The organism is Metaclostridioides mangenotii (genome assembly GCF_017873185.1).
Taxonomy (GTDB): Bacteria; Bacillota; Clostridia; order Peptostreptococcales; family Peptostreptococcaceae; genus Metaclostridioides; species Metaclostridioides mangenotii.
Window position 1 is genome coordinate 49,336 of sequence record NZ_JAGGJX010000004.1, and the last position, 16,278, is coordinate 65,613.

Here is a 16,278-nt window from a genome sequence, read left to right on the forward strand (position 1 = left end):
ATACTCCTCTACCCAAAGTTCTATATTTGTACTTTATACATTTCTTGGTACGCATCATAAATTTTATTTCTCACCTCTATGAGAAGCTGCATTGAAATTTGTGCTTCTTGACCTGCCAACATAACTTCGTGCATAGATACGTTTTCACCTTTAATAAATTGCTCTGTCCTATCACTAGACACTACCTGATATTGATTAACTTTATCAAGAGCATCAGTTAGTACATTTGCAAAACTAGATTTCTCTACACCTGAATCAATATTTTGTGGTGTATTCCCAATATTCCCAGCTATATTTGTCACTTGTGAAACATTATTGAGCTGATTTACATCTATTATCGGCATATTTGCAACCTACTTTCCTATCTCTAAAGCTTTTGAAATTATAGTTTTTTGCGCATTTAGAGTATCTACATTAGACTCATAAGATCTCGACGCAGCTATTAAATTTGACATTTCTACCAGTATATCCACATTAGGGTATTCTACATAACCTTCTTCATTGGCATCTGGATGAGTCGGATCGTATACTTTCCTTAAATCAGATTTATCATCTACCACGCCTGTAGCTTTAACACCTAACATTCCTAGCTTATTGTCATAATTTTCTTCAAACATTGCCACTTTTCTTCTATACGCTTCTCCATTTGCACCTCGAGTAGTACTTATATTCGCTACATTCGAGGATATAACATCCATTCTCAGTCTTTCTGCAGATAAACCACTTGCACTTATTCGCAAACCACTAAATACACTCATCTAATTACCTTCCTCCTATAACACTTTTAATCATAGATAGTTTTCCATTTGCCATGGTAACTAGAGCACTATACTGCAAGGTTGTAGCTGCTTGATTGACTTTTTCTGATTCAATATCTACATTGTTTTTGTCAACTCTCATTGATCTTGATCTATCTACTTTTACTTCTACCTTTGGTGTACTACTCTCTAATGTCTCCTCAAAGCTTACATACTTTCTTTTATAGCCCGTAGTGTTTATATTAGCTATATTATTCGCAATCGTCTGACTCCTCAGATTCGAAGCATCTAGTCCAAGTTTTATCAACCCATAACTTTCCATCTACTACCTCCTTTTTTAATATTTTTTAAATTATTATATTATTTAAAATTTAAATTCAGGCATTAATATTATAATTTACATATTATTATATCATTTTGATAATTTTTTTGGTAAATTTTTATATATTTTATAATTAATGGATATATTATATTTTATTATAATATATACAATTCTTAAAGTTTTTTTAAATTTTATTTAATATTTTCCCATAGTATGAAATTTAATTATTCTTATCCTATACAATAGGATTCTCCTAATTTCACTTTCAAATAATTTATATTATGGATTGTATCTTCATTGGTAAAGTCCATTGATAGTGCACTTTTAAAAATTAGATCTGCTTCTTCAAATTTACTGTCTAGAATAAGTAGTATTCCCTTTATATTTAGTACTCTTACATCTTCATCAAATTTACTCAAATATTCCGTTAGAAGACTATTTGCAGCGTGAATTTCTCCAACATTGATCATATTCTCTATATTATCTAAAAACATATTTCTAAGTTTTCTTAATTCTTCTGTCTCCTTCAACTCTTCCTGTAAATCTTCAATTATAAGCTTAATTGCTTTTGCATACCTCGGATATTCATATAAAAGAGACTGCAATTTTTCTATAGATATATGTTCTTCACAACGGTAAGCTTCATTAAAAATCTTAAACTCTATTACAAACCTATCTACATCATTATTCACATATTTTAATAATTCATGATCGTTAAAATTTTTGTACAGACTGCATATATATTGATATGAATACATTGCATATATGTATAATATCTGTTTGTACCTACTGTCATAAAGAGATCCATTTTCTAAAAGCACTTTAGATAATATTCTGTAGATTCTTATTTTATTAAAATCATCTGTATTTGGCTGTGACATTATATATTGGTACAGAACAACCGATAGATCTTTATTGTGTTTTAGTTCGTGCTGCATATACTTCTCAACCCAAACTGAATCCAAATCATAAAATATCTCTAGTAAATTTTCACCTTTGTTTATAGCTATATTTATAACTGGGCTGTACAAAGTATCTTTTTCATTTTTCAGTATTTTTTTACATTCTTCAATGGATACATAACTTTGTAATCTAGCTTTATTTAGTCTGCCGTAATTGTCATTTAAAGAAGATAGTTTCTCATAAATATAAGTTTTATCTTCCTCTTTTAAAGTTCTTACAAAAATTTCGATATTATTGTAGAATATATTCTTTTCTATCCTTGAATTAGGGATTTCAGCATAATAATCTAATATCTCATTCCTTTTATTTAATTTATCTAATGATGCAAATACTAGCTTATATACATCTTTTTTATTTTCAAAAGTATTTATACTTTTATATTTTTCAAGTACTTTTTCATATTCTTCAAATACATAGTGCATTTCTATCAGTTCTATTATTACTCTATCTCTATTTGATAAAGTTGCACTATCAGTTAACATGTCATTCGCCTGTGTACTCAGTTCATAGTTTTCTAAAAGATATAAGTATCTTTCATAGTAAAGCATGGAATTCTCCATATTACCTAAATTTCTCTGAACTTTTCCCAGGAAATAATAAATATCTATATTATTTTTATCATCTTCTATGTATTTTAGACAAATTTCCTCGCATTTTTTGTATTTACCATTTATAAAATACAACATCACCAATGTCGAAGTTACATAGCCTGGTATATTATTTGCATCTTCATATATTTTGTATGATTTCTCTATATAATCTAATGCCTCTCTGTCCTTTTTTTCAGACATAAAATTTTTCCCAAGTTGATAAATTAAATACGGTTCATTTGGTTTATCTTTTAATTCCTTGACTAAAATATCGTAATTTCTCTTAATTTTATTCATTCTGAATTCTTCATCTACGAATAGATAGCCGTAGTGATTAAACTTAGATAACCTTCTAAATAATGGTTCCGAGAAAATCGGTTGCTCATGAATTTTCCCAGTATATTTAAAACCAGATTTTCTAAAAAGCCTAACTAATTCTACAGAACTTTCATAATTATTGAGCTCTGTTTTTCCATTCATTATATTATTTACTTCTATTGAGGCGGAATTATATATTTTATGCATGTCGCTTTTAAAAAACTCTATTAAATCCTTGGATTCGTTGAGAACTTCATCTGCATCGATAACAAGAAGCCATTCACCTGAGGCATAAGAAATAGATTTATTTCTCATAGATCCAAAATCGTCATTCCATTCGCAGAAATAGACTTTATCCGTAAATGTTTTTGCTATCTCTACAGTTTTGTCTGTAGATCCTGTATCAAGTATTATGATCTCGCTATCGATAGAATCTGTTATAGGCTTTAAGGCATTTAAAGTTTTCCGAAGAAACCGATCTTCGTTTTTTACCATCATTACTACGCTAAGTAACATAAGCCACATCCTTTCTTTCATAAATTGATACATTTTTCAAACTTAAAACAAAAAATAAAGGAACTGTCTCAAAATTGATCAATCGACTAATTTACTCCATACAATCCTATAAAATGAAATAAACGTCGTTTAGCAAAACACTCGATCAATTTTTGGATTCAACCTTGAAATAAAGCTCAAGTTATAAAATATAAATAACTTTTTATAAATCACAATGATAAGTTTTTATATAAATAAAGTCATGAGACATCAGTCCATGACTTATTTATATACTTTATATTTTTATATACTTAAGCCATCTCCATGGGTTGATCCACCAAAATCGATCGAATAATACGGCTAAATGACAACAATATTGCTCTGCTTAATTTACAAAGCAACTCCGATAAATCAATCAATTTTGAGACAGCCCCTTTAATAAAAAAAATTCAAATTATTAGTTTAGTAATTGTAATATACTTTGTGGTTGTTGATTAGCTTGCGCTAACATTGATTGGGACGCTTGTGCTAATATGTTTAGTTTAGATAATTGAACCATTTCACTTGCAACATCAGTATCTCTTATTCTTGATTCTGCAGCAGTAACATTCTCTACAGTATTAGATAAGTTTACTTGAGTTGACTCAAGTCTATTTTGTTGCGCACCAATAGTTGATCTTGCAGAGTTTACGCTAGCAAGAGCACTATCAATATTTGACATCATAGTTCTAGCTGCAGCAGATCCCTCAGTAGTTCCAGCTTTCATAGAAGCTATAAGGTCTGAAGTTATTCCAGCATCTGTCATTATACTTGAAGTATTAACTAAACTTACACTTATTTGATTGTCTGTTGATCCGTTTGAACCAACTTGTAAGCTTAATTCTGTAGTTGTCCCATCTAACAACTGTTTTCCATTGAATTCTGTAGTTTTAGACATTCTAGCTATTTCTTCACTTAATTGTGTCAATTCATTAGCTATTTTTTCTCTTTCTGAAGCAGTATTAGTCTCATTTGCTGATTGAACAGCTAGTTGAGACATTCTCTTTAAAATATTTCCTGTTTCTTCTAAAGCTCCTTCAGCTGTTTGAACTACAGATATACCATCTTGTACATTTAGTCCCGCTTGATTTAAACCTTTAATTTGATTTCTCATCTTTTCAGAAATTGCCAAACCTGCAGAATCGTCAGCAGCTCTTTTGATTCTTAGACCAGAAGATAACTTCTCCATAGATCTACTTTGTAAAGCTGTATTCTTATTCATTTGATTGTTTGCTATTAAAGCATTTACGTTGTTGTTAATTCTCATTTTATTTACCCTCCATAGTTTTTGACGACATCCTTGTCATAAAATATAATCCGCATTCGTAAGCATATAATTACTTACAATATTATAATCGTCCAAACCATATAAAACTTTATACTTTTTTATCAAAAATATCTATTTTATTTCTGGAAACCCTAGAATACCCTATATTTCCCTGTTTTTTACAGTTATATTCAATCAAATCTTGTTTTAATCTGTCTAATCTTTCAATAAAAAGTCTTTTTATGTTCTCATCAACTGCGAACAGTTTTTTATCATTATATATCTCAATAAATTTATCTTTGTCACACTCATCTATACTTTCTAACAACAGCATCCGCTCATCCAATTTATCATCTATCTTTAAATACTCTTCATTTTCTAGTAACTCTATCAGCTCAAGTGATTTCTTTTCATATATAACACTTTTATCTTCTATACTGTTCATTAAATCTACACCTGATTAAAGTAGTTCATTTGTGCATTGTATTTATTAAGTGATGCTTCAAGATTCGCAAACTGCGCATATAATCTACTTTCTCTTTCTTTCATTTTTTCGATTAACCTATTTATTATCTGCTCTTGATCTTTTATTTCTTTTGAGTATAAATTATTTGCACTTGTCGCTGATTTATCTATTCCAGATTTTTTTGCAAGTATAGATGTCGAGCTGCCGGCATATTCGTAAAGTGTATCTTTTACTTTTTCAAATATACCTTTTTTACTAGGACCACCCACTAGTATTTCTTTTACTTTGTCTCCATTTTGTTCAAGTGCCTGCCTAAATTTATCTTCATCGAAATCAATTTGACCTCTTTTATTATAATCTTGGGCTACTGTTAGTCCCATATCAGATAAATTAAATCCAGCTTCACCTATATTTCCAAATATATCTTCACTTAGATCATCAACAAATTTCCTAAGCTCATCGTCATTTTTAAGAACTCCTTCTATTGCCTTTTGATTCCAGTTCTCTATTTCTTTTTCACTCATTTCTTTCTTTTGTTCATCTGTCAATGGAGCATAGTCCTTTGCCTTTTTCTGAATGACATTAGTATACATTTTGTCTAATAAACCATTGTACTCTTTAATAAAGGCCTTCATGTTGTCAACTGAATTGCCGCTATCTACAACTGATGTAAGTTTAGACTCTCCAACAGAATTAACATTATACGATATATTGTCTATAATAAAGTTACTTTTATTTTCATTTAATTGCCTGATTACTTCGCCTGTAACAGAGTCTTTAACTTCGCCTTCAAGATTTTTACCATTCCTTGTATAAACTCCATTTACACTAGCCCCTAAGTCTTTAAGATCTGTAGTAGTACTATCTGATACTATACCTTCTATAAAGTCCCCGCCGATCTCAAACTTCGAGTCCGCTCCTTCTTCACTTCCAGAAATTATCAGCTCTCCCCTCATATCATTAAATCTAGCTTTTATACTACCATCACCTTCAAAAGCTTTATTGATCTTGCTTGCAATATCCTTTTCTGAATCAGATGCGTCTACTTCGATATCTTTTCCATTTATAGTTATTGTGCTAGATCCTGAAGCTATTTGTTTTTTTAATGAATCCACGCTTATAGATATTTTAGGCGGTTCAGCTACCTGTGTGATGTCAAAAGTATAATTGATTCTATCTGTTCCAGATCCGGATACAGCTGTAATTACATCTGTATTTGAACTATTTATTTTAAAAGTGGAATAATTTTTGTCAGATAACAAATTATTCTTTGATGTCATACTAAAATACTTATCGTACAATGATTTTGCATCTTTAATTATATCTCTGTATATCTCTTGCTTCCACTTAGTTATTTGTTGATTTTGCTTTGCTTTATCGACTTGTTCTTGGTTTTTAACCATCATATCTTTAATTATTTTCTCAGTGTCTATTCCACTTCCAGATAAACCTGTTATCCTAACTGGGTTTATACTCGCCATAAAAAATCCTCCCCACTATCTAGCATTTTCGTCTACTTCATACCATAAATCTCTAATTTGCTCTATTAGTGGCAATAATTTATCTAAAATCTCTGCATCTTTCTTAATATTAGCTTTCATAAGCTCTTGTCTTATAAAGTCATAAACATCATATATATCTGTAGTCCAACCTCCTACACTTGTATCTAAAGTAGACATAAGCTCGATAAATATGTTTTGTACTCTAACTAATTCTGAATGCGCTTTATTAATATTTTTATCCATTATTGCCAATCTAGCGATTTTAGTGTATTTTACTGCCCCATCTAAAAGCATTAAAAGCAGTTTATTTTGAGTTGCTGTATTCACTTCATTTTGTTTATATGTGTTATATGGATTAGTTTGATTCATTTTTTACCTCACAGTGAATTTACTTTAATAAATCTGAAAGATTAGATTTTTTATTTATTGCCTTTATATTTTCTTCTTTTACTTTTTCATAGACTTCTTTTCTTAAAATACTTACATCTTTAGGTGCTGATATACCCAATTTAACAGTGTTGTTATCAACACTTACCACTGTAATTTCTATATCATCGCCGAGCAGTATTGTCTCATCTTTTTTTCTAGATATTACTAACACTATTTATCACCCCTTAATTTAAAAGGAGTTCTTATATCGTATTTATCGTTCTGTATTACTATTTGAGACGCTAATTCCTTATTTATATTTAATACGATAGGAGCTCTCATGTTTACAGTTGATGTATCGAGACTTTCCCCTAGAGTTATTATATTTAACAATATTACATCCTCTGGATTTTCTATCTCAAGATCCTCAATATCGCTATCACTTAGATCTATTTCGTAATCTTCATCAACGGCAAAAGGAGATATAGATAAAAAACTTATATTTTCATCCTCCGTTGAATTAATCTCCTTGAATAACGGATTAGCTTCTACATCCAGTATTTCAAACTTATTTAAATTGTCAAATCCTAGTAATGGCTTTCTAAATTCTACGTTCATAATTACCTCTTTCATTAAACATAATCAAGTATTGTATTATTGAGAAATTGTGTTGTCGTCTTTAATGTCGCAGTATATACAAATTCAGCTTCTTTTAACTTAGTTAGTGTAGTCGCGTAATCTGCATCCTGTTTTTTTGATAGCGCTTCTTTTATTACTACTAAATCGTCTCCATTTTTATCCTTTAAGGCTTCAAATTGTTTTGTCTTAGCACCATTTTGTGCTCTTGCTCCAGATATATCCGATATAATTTTTTCCATTTTATCTAAGAATACAGTAGATAGATTTTTATCACTGTCATCTCTTACAGCCAATTCCTGAGATAAATCGTTTAAATCCTTAAACGGGTCATCAGATCCAAATATATCTTTAAGAGTAGTATTATAATTACCCTTTACCCCAGATCCTAGATCTAGATGTAGGTTGTTGTCCATCTTATCAGAATCCAGATTATCGCTTACCTTTATTGTTATTGCACCAGTCAAGGCATCTATCTCATATGTCACTGGAGCTTCATCTGTATCTGTTCCAGAAAATATATAGTCTCCACCATGAGATGTATTTAGTGTATCCACCATCTGCTTCATTAAAGAATCAATGTTATTTTTTATTTTATCTAGATCTTCATCTGTATGAATTCCATTTCCACTCTCTATTAATAATTTTTTTATATCAGATGTTATTTTTCCAAGTTGATCGAGCGCATTATCAGTCTGATCCATCCAATCAATTCCCTCATTACAGTTTTTTTCATACTGTTCTACTGATTTAACTTCATTTCTCATGTTTAGAATTTTAGCGGTATTAAACGGATCATCTGATAGTCTATTAACTTTTCTCCCAGTCACAATACGCTGATTTTCTTTATCCATTTTCTGAAGATTATTTTGAATAGAATTTAAATGGCTTGTATTCATCATGCCGTTACTTATTCTCATTGTAAGCCTCCTTATCTTATAATTCCATTTATAACTACATCTAATAGTTGGTCTACTGTAGACAATACCTTTGCACTTGCAGTGTATGAGTGATTTAACTGTATAAGGTTAACAAACTCCTCATCTAAAGAAACACCAGATATACTCATTCTAAAGTTGTCTATTTCAGTCAGCAGACCTCTTTGATTTTTTTCATCCTGTACAACTTTGCTAGAGTCTATCCCTATTCTCTCTGCATAGTTATTATAATATTTGTTTATAGTGGTTTTTTCACCATTCATATTAAATTTTTGATTTTGTACGTTTCCAACTGCTTCTGCTTGTTCAGATGTTATATCTATTAAGTATGGGTTATTTTTTATAGTCTCCTCTACCTTTATCAATTTATCTGCTGGAGGATTCCCTTTTTCAAAGAAAGTTCCACCATAAGCATTGTTAACTTGATCTACAATAGTGTCTGACAAAGTTTGTAAGTCTTCCATATACTCATTTAGTTTTCCATCCATATCATGATAACCTTGAAGTGATCCTGACACTTTAACTCCGTTGTTAAACGCTTCTTCTAACTCAGCTCTATCTAATTTTCCATCTGCAATCATTGTAGCAACATCTTTATCTTGAATATCCAATTTTGAGCTAAGCTCGTCTAATATCCTGTCTTTTTCATCTAGTAAAGTATTTGGATCAGATCCACTTGCATTTACCAAATCAATCTGTCTCTCTATCTCTTTTAAAGAATCCAACATTCCATTAATTTGTTCTATTTCAGTGTCTATATTTCCGCTTATTCCCTCTTTTAGATTGTTCAATTTATTGTAGGCATCGCTCAAAGCATTTGCTAAATCTAAACCTTTTTCAACGACAAGGTTTTTACTGCTTTTGCTAGAAGTATTTTTTGATAATTCCTCCCACCCAGAAAAAAAATCTTTTAGCTTTGATGAAATCCCATAATCACTTGGTTCTTTTATTATACTTTCTATTCCATTGTAGTAATCATACTTTACATTAGTTTCCCCATAGTTATGAACTTCGCTTCTGTATTGATGGTCATAAAATGCGTTTCGTGCTCTAGTGATGGCTGATATTCCAGCACCTGTACCCATTTGTCCATTGTTTGTTATATTAGTTCTGGATGGATTATAAAGTGCACCCGATGATACTATTTCAGCTCGCTGTCTTGAGTATCCTGGAGTATTTATATTTGCGACATTGTTAGATGTTGTCTGTATTGCCTTTTGATGTACTCGCATTCCAGACTCAGATGTCCTAAGTGTTAAAAATAATCCTGACATTCGTTTTTCCCCCTATCTACTTATCTGACCTTTAGCATTATATGTACTTACTTCTGAATTTTTTGGCTTCATAAACTCCATCAATCTTTTAGTAAAATTTAATTCTTTCTTTATCAGATCTACATTAAACTTTTGTTGGCTAGATACCCCTTTAAGCAATATCTTTATTTCTCTATAGATATTTTTCAAAAAATCATCCTCCGTTATTTCGATAAATTCTATGAATTCGCTATCTTCTCCAATTATCTGTCTTCTTTTTATTTCTATTGTCGCCAGATTTCTACTTGCAGATTCTAACTTCTTATTTAGTTTATTTAGGTTTTTTATATCCTTTTTCAAAATATAATCTAACTGTACATCTAATAAATTTATCATATTATCTAATTCTTCTTTTTCCTCGTAAAGTACAACCTTCAGATCAGCAATCATTTTTTTATCCTTTCACTATACCTACCCAACATCTTTTTAGCTATTTTATTTGAATCTATTACATATGTTCCATTTTCAATGGCTTTCTTGATTCTATCGATTTTTTTATTGTCTATGTACTCATTCATTGTCTCTGTTGTAATCAACATTTCTCTTGCTACTGGTGATAATTCTATCTTATCTGTACTTGTAACTGAACTTACATCTTTACTATTATAAAACGTTGAAATATTCTCTTTATAGCTATTCACAGCTATATTTAAATTGATATTTTTTATATCCATAAATGATCCCCCAGATATTCTCCTTATACAATAATTATCGTCTATTAAGCGAAAATATTTAATGTTTCTGGACTATTTGTTTAAATTTATAGTACAAAAAAAGACTAGTCAATTTATTATATAAACTAGTCTAATCGTTTCTAATTATAAAATTTTAGTTAAAACGTGAATTTTGCACATCCAATACCTTTACTGATATGTTGTTGTCAAATACTACACTCTCACCACACGCTATCTTTTTATCATTAAGGCATATATCTAATTTTTCATCTATGTGCTTATCCAATACAATTGTAGATCCCTTATGTAATCCAAGAATATCCCTTATACTTTTTGTAACACTTCCAATAGAAACCGATACTGAAACTTCTGCATCAAATAAATTATTATTTGTAGTCAATACATCTGTTTCTCTTTCCACCAACTGATCAAATTCAAGTTCGTATACTTCTTCTGTCTTATTCATATTTTTCTCCAACTTTGATAAAATTTTTTAATTATCTATAAAGATCTATCAACAGACCTTGTACCTCATCAACTAATGATATTATATTTATATTATCTTTTTCTTCTTTTAAAAGTTCCTTAGTTAAATGTTCAAGCCTCTCATCTACTACTTCTACTGTCTTAAAATACTGCTGCTCCCAAAAACCGCTTTTATTATTTAACGTATAAGTATATTCAACAGCCGACTCTAAATAATCTTTGATAGCCATTTTATATTTTTTTATATCTAAGTAACTTTCAGTTATTGTAAGCCTCTCTCCTAGACTTTTCACTTTTTCTAAACTCTGCTTAACATCTTCAAGCGACTTTTCCTTTTGGATATAGTTAAATTTCTCATTAAACTTTTTATATCCATCTATCTTTCTTGTTTCATATATTGTGGATGGCTTTAATTTTAGATCCTCTATTTTCATATCCGACTACCCTAGATAATGCTTCATTACTTTAGGCACGTAATTTTGTGTTTCTTTAGGCATTTTATATATATCATCCGGAGAAACGACCCCTCTTTTTTTCATTCTTGTAGGCCCTCCATTATATGCCATCAACGCCATTTTTACATCGCCTTTGTATAAATCTAAATACTCTTTTATATGTCTAGTGCCACCATCAATATTTTCTTCAATGTTAAACGGATTTTTTACATTTAAATCTCTACAGTTTTCGGGCATTAATTGCATAAGCCCCTTAGCACCTGCTGAAGATACTGTATTTGGGTTGAAATTTGACTCTACCTTTATTATCGCTTTAATTAGGTTTTCGCTAACTCCATATTTTTTAGATGCTAATGCTACTGCGTTCTCTATTCTAGCCTTTGTATCTCCATCTTTACTAGTAACATTCACTACTTTCTCTGCCATATTATAGTTATTAAGCGGTTCCCTCATATAGCTTAGGTTATCTAAATAATCTGTCATAGTCTCATTTTGATTTCCTAAAGCATTGTTCTGTTTGGATCTTTGGGATAAAGCTAATAACAATCCCTCTACTACCAGACTAAATATATCTGTACCTTTATTACTGCAGTCACAGCTATTTGTGCTATTGTTTAAATTTGTACCCATAAGTGTGCCCGCGCTTAACAAATTGCTTATCTCAAATGACATAAATTCTTTCCTTTCCATTATAATAATCCTTAAATTATTTAGAATAATGCAAATTATGCTATGTTTATATCATAATAAACATAGCATAATTATTTTAGCACAAGAATTATTTATAATCCACGATTTTATAAACCATGTTTTTTAAATAGCCTATAGAAACATAGTATTTACAAGTCTTTCACAGTACTTTATTAATTTATTTAAAGTAGTTTACGCCGGATTCAAATATCTTTTGATCTTTTTCTCCATAGATATTCTTAATAACATTATTTCCTAATCTTTCAGAGTGTCCCATCTTACCAAATACTCTTCCGTCTAAACTAGTTATACCTTCTACCGCATAGAATGAACCATTTGGATTAAATTCTACATCGTAAGTGGCTTCGTTGTTAAAATCTACATACTGAGTTGCAACTTGTCCATTTTCGATTAGTCTATCTATCATCTCTTCGTCTGCAACAAATCTACCTTCGCCGTGTGATATTGGAATACTGTGAATGTCGCCAACTTCTGTCTGAGTTAACCAAGGGGAATTATTTGATGATATTCTAGTTCTAACAATTTTTGACTGGTGGTGTCCAATTTGATTGTAAGTAAGCGTAGGTGATTTCTCATCTATTGTTCTTATCTCACCATAAGGAACCAAACCTAATTTTATAAGCACCTGAAAACCGTTACAGATTCCAAGAATTAAACCATCTTGTTTTGTCAAAAACTGATTTATAGCTTCCATTACTCTTGGATTTCTAAATACTGTAGCTATAAACTTACCAGAACCGTCTGGCTCATCTCCAGCACTAAATCCTCCTGGAAGCATAATTATTTGCGATGATTTTATCTCGTCTACCATTGTATATATCGAGCTTTCTATATCATTTTGGTTGAGATTTTTAAATATTTCTATACTAGTCTTAGCTCCTGCTTTTTCAAAAGCTCTTGCTATATCATATTCGCAATTTGTTCCTGGGAAAGCTGGTATAAATACTTTAGGTGACACTGTTCTAAGTAGTGATTTTTTAACCTCACCTGTTGACTTATAGCTTATAGTCTCTATCTTAGATTTGATATCCGATGATTTTGTAGGGAATATACTCTCAAGTGTATTCGCATAACTTTTATACAATTCATCTAGATTTATATTCTCGCCACATATAGATATTATTTCATCTTCTGTAGTTTTGCCTAGTACAATATAGTTGTGAGCCTCTAAATTACTTATAACATTCTCACCAAGCTCTAATATTATACTTCCGTAGAACGGCTCAAACATTTTATCTTCTCCAAACTTTTCTTCCGCTTCTTTAGAGAATTTAAATCCTATTTTATTGCCAAATGACATTTTACTTATAGCTTCACCTATTCCTGCAAATCCTACTGCATATGTTGATAACACATCGCCATTGTGTATAAGAGATCTAACTTTATCTAAATTCGATTTAAATTCTTCAAAATCCAATACATCATCTTCGCCTTTTTCTGTGTATAACATAATAACTTGTGAATTATTTTTCTTAAAGTCTGAAGAAACTACTTTTGAAGCATCTACAGTATCAACAGCAAATGACACTAATGTAGGAGGGACATCTATATCTTTGAATGTACCAGACATACTGTCTTTTCCACCTATTGCAGGTATCTCAAGTTTATTTTGTGCATAGTAAGCACCTAATAATGCTGAAAATGGTTTACCCCATTTTTTAGGATCGTTTCCTAACTTTTCAAAGTACTCTTGGAATGTTAGTCTAGCTGTTGAGTAGTTTCCACCTACAGCTACCAACTTAGCTATAGAATCTACAACTGAGTAAAGCGCGCCATGGAATGGACTCCATTTCCCTATTCTAGGATTATATCCATAAGTCATTATTGTAGATGTATTCGTCTCTCCACCTAACACTGGTATCTTCGCTACCATAGCTTGAGAAGGTGTGCTTTGATATTTACCACCAAAAGGCATAAGTACAGTTCCAGCTCCTATTGTGCTGTCAAACTTATCTATAAGACCTTTTTGAGAGCAAACATTTAAGTCAGACATTACTTTCTCAAACCTTTCTTTCATACTGCTGCTATCTATTTTATCTAGTATCTCATTTTTTCCAAAGAATTTTTTTTCTTCATCAACCTTAGTAACGTGTACATCTGTAGTTTGCTTTACACCATTTGTATCTAGAAATGCTCTGCTTATGTCAACTATAGTTTGACCGTTCCAAAATAGTCTCATATATCCAGTATTCGTAACTGAAGCAACATGAGTAGCTTCTAAGTTTTCTGCAGAAGCCAATTCTATAAATCTATCTTTATTCTTCTTGTCAATTGCAACCGCCATACGCTCTTGTGACTCAGATATTGCGAGCTCAGTACCGTCTAATCCATCGTATTTTTTAGGAATTAGATCAAGGTTTATATCTAGACTGTCTGCTATCTCGCCTATAGCTACACATACTCCACCTGCTCCAAAATCATTACATCTTTTTATCATTTGCGCAGCTTCTTTATTTCTGAAAAATCTCTGTATCTTTCTCTCGTTAGGGGCATCACCTTTTTGAACTTCAGCACTGCAAGTAAATATAGACTCTTCACTATGCTCTTTTGAAGATCCAGTTGCTCCTCCACAGCCATCTCTACCTGTTTTTCCACCAAGTAAGACTATTATATCTCCCGACTCGGGTCTTTCTCTGACCACATTTTCTTTTGGAGCCGCAGCTATAACTGCACCTATTTCCATTCTCTTAGCTACGAAATCTTCATCGTAAACTTCTGAAACTTGTCCAGTTGTAAGACCTATTTGATTTCCATATGAACTGTAACCATTTGCAGCCTCTGTAGTTATTCTCTTTTGCATAAGCTTACCTGGCAAAGTCTCATTTAAAGACTTTCTAGGATCGCCGCTTCCTGTAACACGCATAGCTTGATAAACATAACTTCTCCCTGAAAGTGGATCTCTTATTGCCCCGCCTAAACAAGTAGCTGCTCCACCAAATGGCTCTATTTCAGTCGGGTGGTTGTGAGTCTCGTTTTTAAACATTACTAAGTATTTTTCTATTTTTCCATCTATTTCAACATCAACATTTATACTACAAGCATTTATTTCTTCACTCACGTCTAAATCGTCAAGTTTTCCTTCTTTCCTAAGCTCTTTCATTGCGATTGTGGCAATATCCATTAAACACATATCTTTATTTCTATCTACATAAACATTCTTTCTAGATTCAAGATACATGTTGTATGTATCTTTTATTACATCAGTGTACTTTCCTGACTCTATCTCTACATTCTTTATTTCGGTCATAAAAGTTGTGTGCCTACAGTGATCAGACCAATAAGTGTCTAATACTTTTATCTCTGTAACAGTAGGATTTCTGCGTTCTGTCTCTTTAAAATAATTTTGGATATGTTTTAAATCGTCAATAGTCATTGCCAGCCCAAAGTTATCTAAAAACTCTTTTAATTCATTTTGTGAGAAATCGTTGAAATTATCAAGCACTTCTACTGGAGAAGGCACCTCGTATTCAACTTTTAAAGTTTCAGGTTTTTCCAAACTTGCTTCCCTACTGTCAACTGGATTTATACAGTAGTCTTTAATTTTAGCAAAATCTTCATCGTCTATATTTCCACCTAAAATATATACTTTTGCAGTATTTATTTCAGGTCTGATTCCGTTATTTAAAATCTCAACACACTGAGCCGCCCAGTCACCTCGTTGGTCGTACTGACCAGGTAAGAACTCTATGGCAAATACTCTCTCACCATAAGTACTCGGTAACTCTTCATTGTACACTTCGTCTAGATTTGGCTCTGAAAATATCGTCTTTATTGCGTCATTATATATATCTAAAGAAATACCTTCTATATCGTATCTATTTAAAATCCTTACATTTTCTATGCTACTTAAATGCAGATTTTCAACTAAATCTTTTTTTAGAGCTTTGGCTTCAAGATTGAATCCATCTCTCTTTTCTACTAGAACTCTCCTAACGCTTAAATCTACATCAACAGTATTTGGCATAATACATCCTCC

At 31.3% G+C, this 16,278-nt stretch carries 18 protein-coding genes; all 18 read right to left on the reverse strand.

What is annotated here, in order from left to right:
* Nucleotides 1-20: 20 nt before the first annotated feature.
* The 18 genes from fliE to J2Z43_RS10085 all read right to left on the reverse strand — a co-directional run bounded on the left by fliE (nucleotide 21) and on the right by J2Z43_RS10085 (nucleotide 16,266).
* A complete protein-coding gene (gene fliE / locus J2Z43_RS10000; protein ID WP_209457070.1) occupies nucleotides 21-344 on the reverse strand; it encodes a flagellar hook-basal body complex protein FliE in 324 nt (107 codons plus the stop codon).
* 9 nt (nucleotides 345-353) lie between these two features.
* Nucleotides 354-758, reverse strand: a complete 405-nt coding sequence (flgC, locus tag J2Z43_RS10005) for a flagellar basal body rod protein FlgC (protein WP_027702920.1) — start codon at nucleotides 756-758, stop codon at nucleotides 354-356.
* A 4-nt stretch (nucleotides 759-762) separates the two neighbouring features.
* A complete protein-coding gene (locus tag J2Z43_RS10010; RefSeq protein WP_209457071.1) occupies nucleotides 763-1,080 on the reverse strand; it encodes a flagellar basal body protein in 318 nt (105 codons plus the stop codon).
* A gap of 230 nt (nucleotides 1,081-1,310) precedes the next feature.
* A complete protein-coding gene (locus J2Z43_RS10015) occupies nucleotides 1,311-3,467 on the reverse strand; it encodes a glycosyltransferase family 2 protein (protein ID WP_234926350.1) in 2,157 nt (718 codons plus the stop codon).
* Between the two features lie 436 nt (nucleotides 3,468-3,903).
* Nucleotides 3,904-4,752, reverse strand: a complete 849-nt coding sequence (locus tag J2Z43_RS10020) for a flagellin N-terminal helical domain-containing protein (protein WP_209457073.1) — start codon at nucleotides 4,750-4,752, stop codon at nucleotides 3,904-3,906.
* A gap of 109 nt (nucleotides 4,753-4,861) precedes the next feature.
* Nucleotides 4,862-5,197, reverse strand: coding sequence for a hypothetical protein (locus J2Z43_RS10025; RefSeq protein WP_209457074.1), 336 nt, complete (start codon nucleotides 5,195-5,197; stop codon nucleotides 4,862-4,864).
* Nucleotides 5,198-5,202: 5 nt separating this feature from the next.
* Entirely contained in the window at nucleotides 5,203-6,699 is a 1,497-nt protein-coding gene (fliD, locus tag J2Z43_RS10030; RefSeq protein ID WP_209457075.1) for a flagellar filament capping protein FliD, read from the reverse strand.
* A 15-nt stretch (nucleotides 6,700-6,714) separates the two neighbouring features.
* Complete coding sequence (fliS, locus tag J2Z43_RS10035) at nucleotides 6,715-7,089, reverse strand: flagellar export chaperone FliS (protein ID WP_027702926.1); 375 nt, start codon at nucleotides 7,087-7,089, stop codon at nucleotides 6,715-6,717.
* 19 nt (nucleotides 7,090-7,108) lie between these two features.
* Nucleotides 7,109-7,321, reverse strand: coding sequence for a carbon storage regulator CsrA (csrA, locus tag J2Z43_RS10040; RefSeq protein ID WP_027702927.1), 213 nt, complete (start codon nucleotides 7,319-7,321; stop codon nucleotides 7,109-7,111).
* Nucleotides 7,321-7,707 (reverse strand): flagellar assembly protein FliW, encoded by a 387-nt coding sequence (fliW, locus tag J2Z43_RS10045; protein ID WP_209457076.1) that lies wholly within the window; start codon nucleotides 7,705-7,707, stop codon nucleotides 7,321-7,323. Before fliW ends, csrA begins: the two co-directional genes overlap by 1 nt.
* A 14-nt stretch (nucleotides 7,708-7,721) precedes the next feature.
* Nucleotides 7,722-8,645 carry a flagellar hook-associated protein FlgL gene (gene flgL / locus J2Z43_RS10050; protein ID WP_209457077.1) on the reverse strand — a complete coding sequence of 308 codons (924 nt, stop codon included), beginning with the start codon at nucleotides 8,643-8,645 and terminating at the stop codon, nucleotides 7,722-7,724.
* A gap of 11 nt (nucleotides 8,646-8,656) precedes the next feature.
* The gene (flgK, locus tag J2Z43_RS10055) at nucleotides 8,657-9,937 is read right to left on the reverse strand and encodes a flagellar hook-associated protein FlgK (RefSeq protein ID WP_209457078.1); all 1,281 of its coding nucleotides are present in this window, start codon (nucleotides 9,935-9,937) and stop codon (nucleotides 8,657-8,659) included.
* A 12-nt stretch (nucleotides 9,938-9,949) separates the two neighbouring features.
* The gene (locus tag J2Z43_RS10060) at nucleotides 9,950-10,366 is read right to left on the reverse strand and encodes a flagellar protein FlgN (protein ID WP_209457079.1); all 417 of its coding nucleotides are present in this window, start codon (nucleotides 10,364-10,366) and stop codon (nucleotides 9,950-9,952) included.
* Nucleotides 10,363-10,650, reverse strand: coding sequence for a flagellar biosynthesis anti-sigma factor FlgM (gene flgM, locus J2Z43_RS10065; RefSeq protein WP_209457080.1), 288 nt, complete (start codon nucleotides 10,648-10,650; stop codon nucleotides 10,363-10,365). The genes J2Z43_RS10060 and flgM overlap by 4 nt, the downstream gene beginning before the upstream one ends.
* A 154-nt stretch (nucleotides 10,651-10,804) precedes the next feature.
* Nucleotides 10,805-11,116, reverse strand: coding sequence for a FliM/FliN family flagellar motor switch protein (locus J2Z43_RS10070; RefSeq protein ID WP_209457081.1), 312 nt, complete (start codon nucleotides 11,114-11,116; stop codon nucleotides 10,805-10,807).
* A gap of 31 nt (nucleotides 11,117-11,147) precedes the next feature.
* The gene (locus tag J2Z43_RS10075; protein WP_209457082.1) at nucleotides 11,148-11,570 is read right to left on the reverse strand and encodes a YaaR family protein; all 423 of its coding nucleotides are present in this window, start codon (nucleotides 11,568-11,570) and stop codon (nucleotides 11,148-11,150) included.
* Nucleotides 11,571-11,576: 6 nt separating this feature from the next.
* Complete coding sequence (locus J2Z43_RS10080) at nucleotides 11,577-12,281, reverse strand: lytic transglycosylase domain-containing protein (protein WP_209457083.1); 705 nt, start codon at nucleotides 12,279-12,281, stop codon at nucleotides 11,577-11,579.
* Between the two features lie 178 nt (nucleotides 12,282-12,459).
* Complete coding sequence (locus J2Z43_RS10085; protein WP_209457084.1) at nucleotides 12,460-16,266, reverse strand: phosphoribosylformylglycinamidine synthase; 3,807 nt, start codon at nucleotides 16,264-16,266, stop codon at nucleotides 12,460-12,462.
* Between the last annotated feature and the right edge of the window lie 12 nt (nucleotides 16,267-16,278).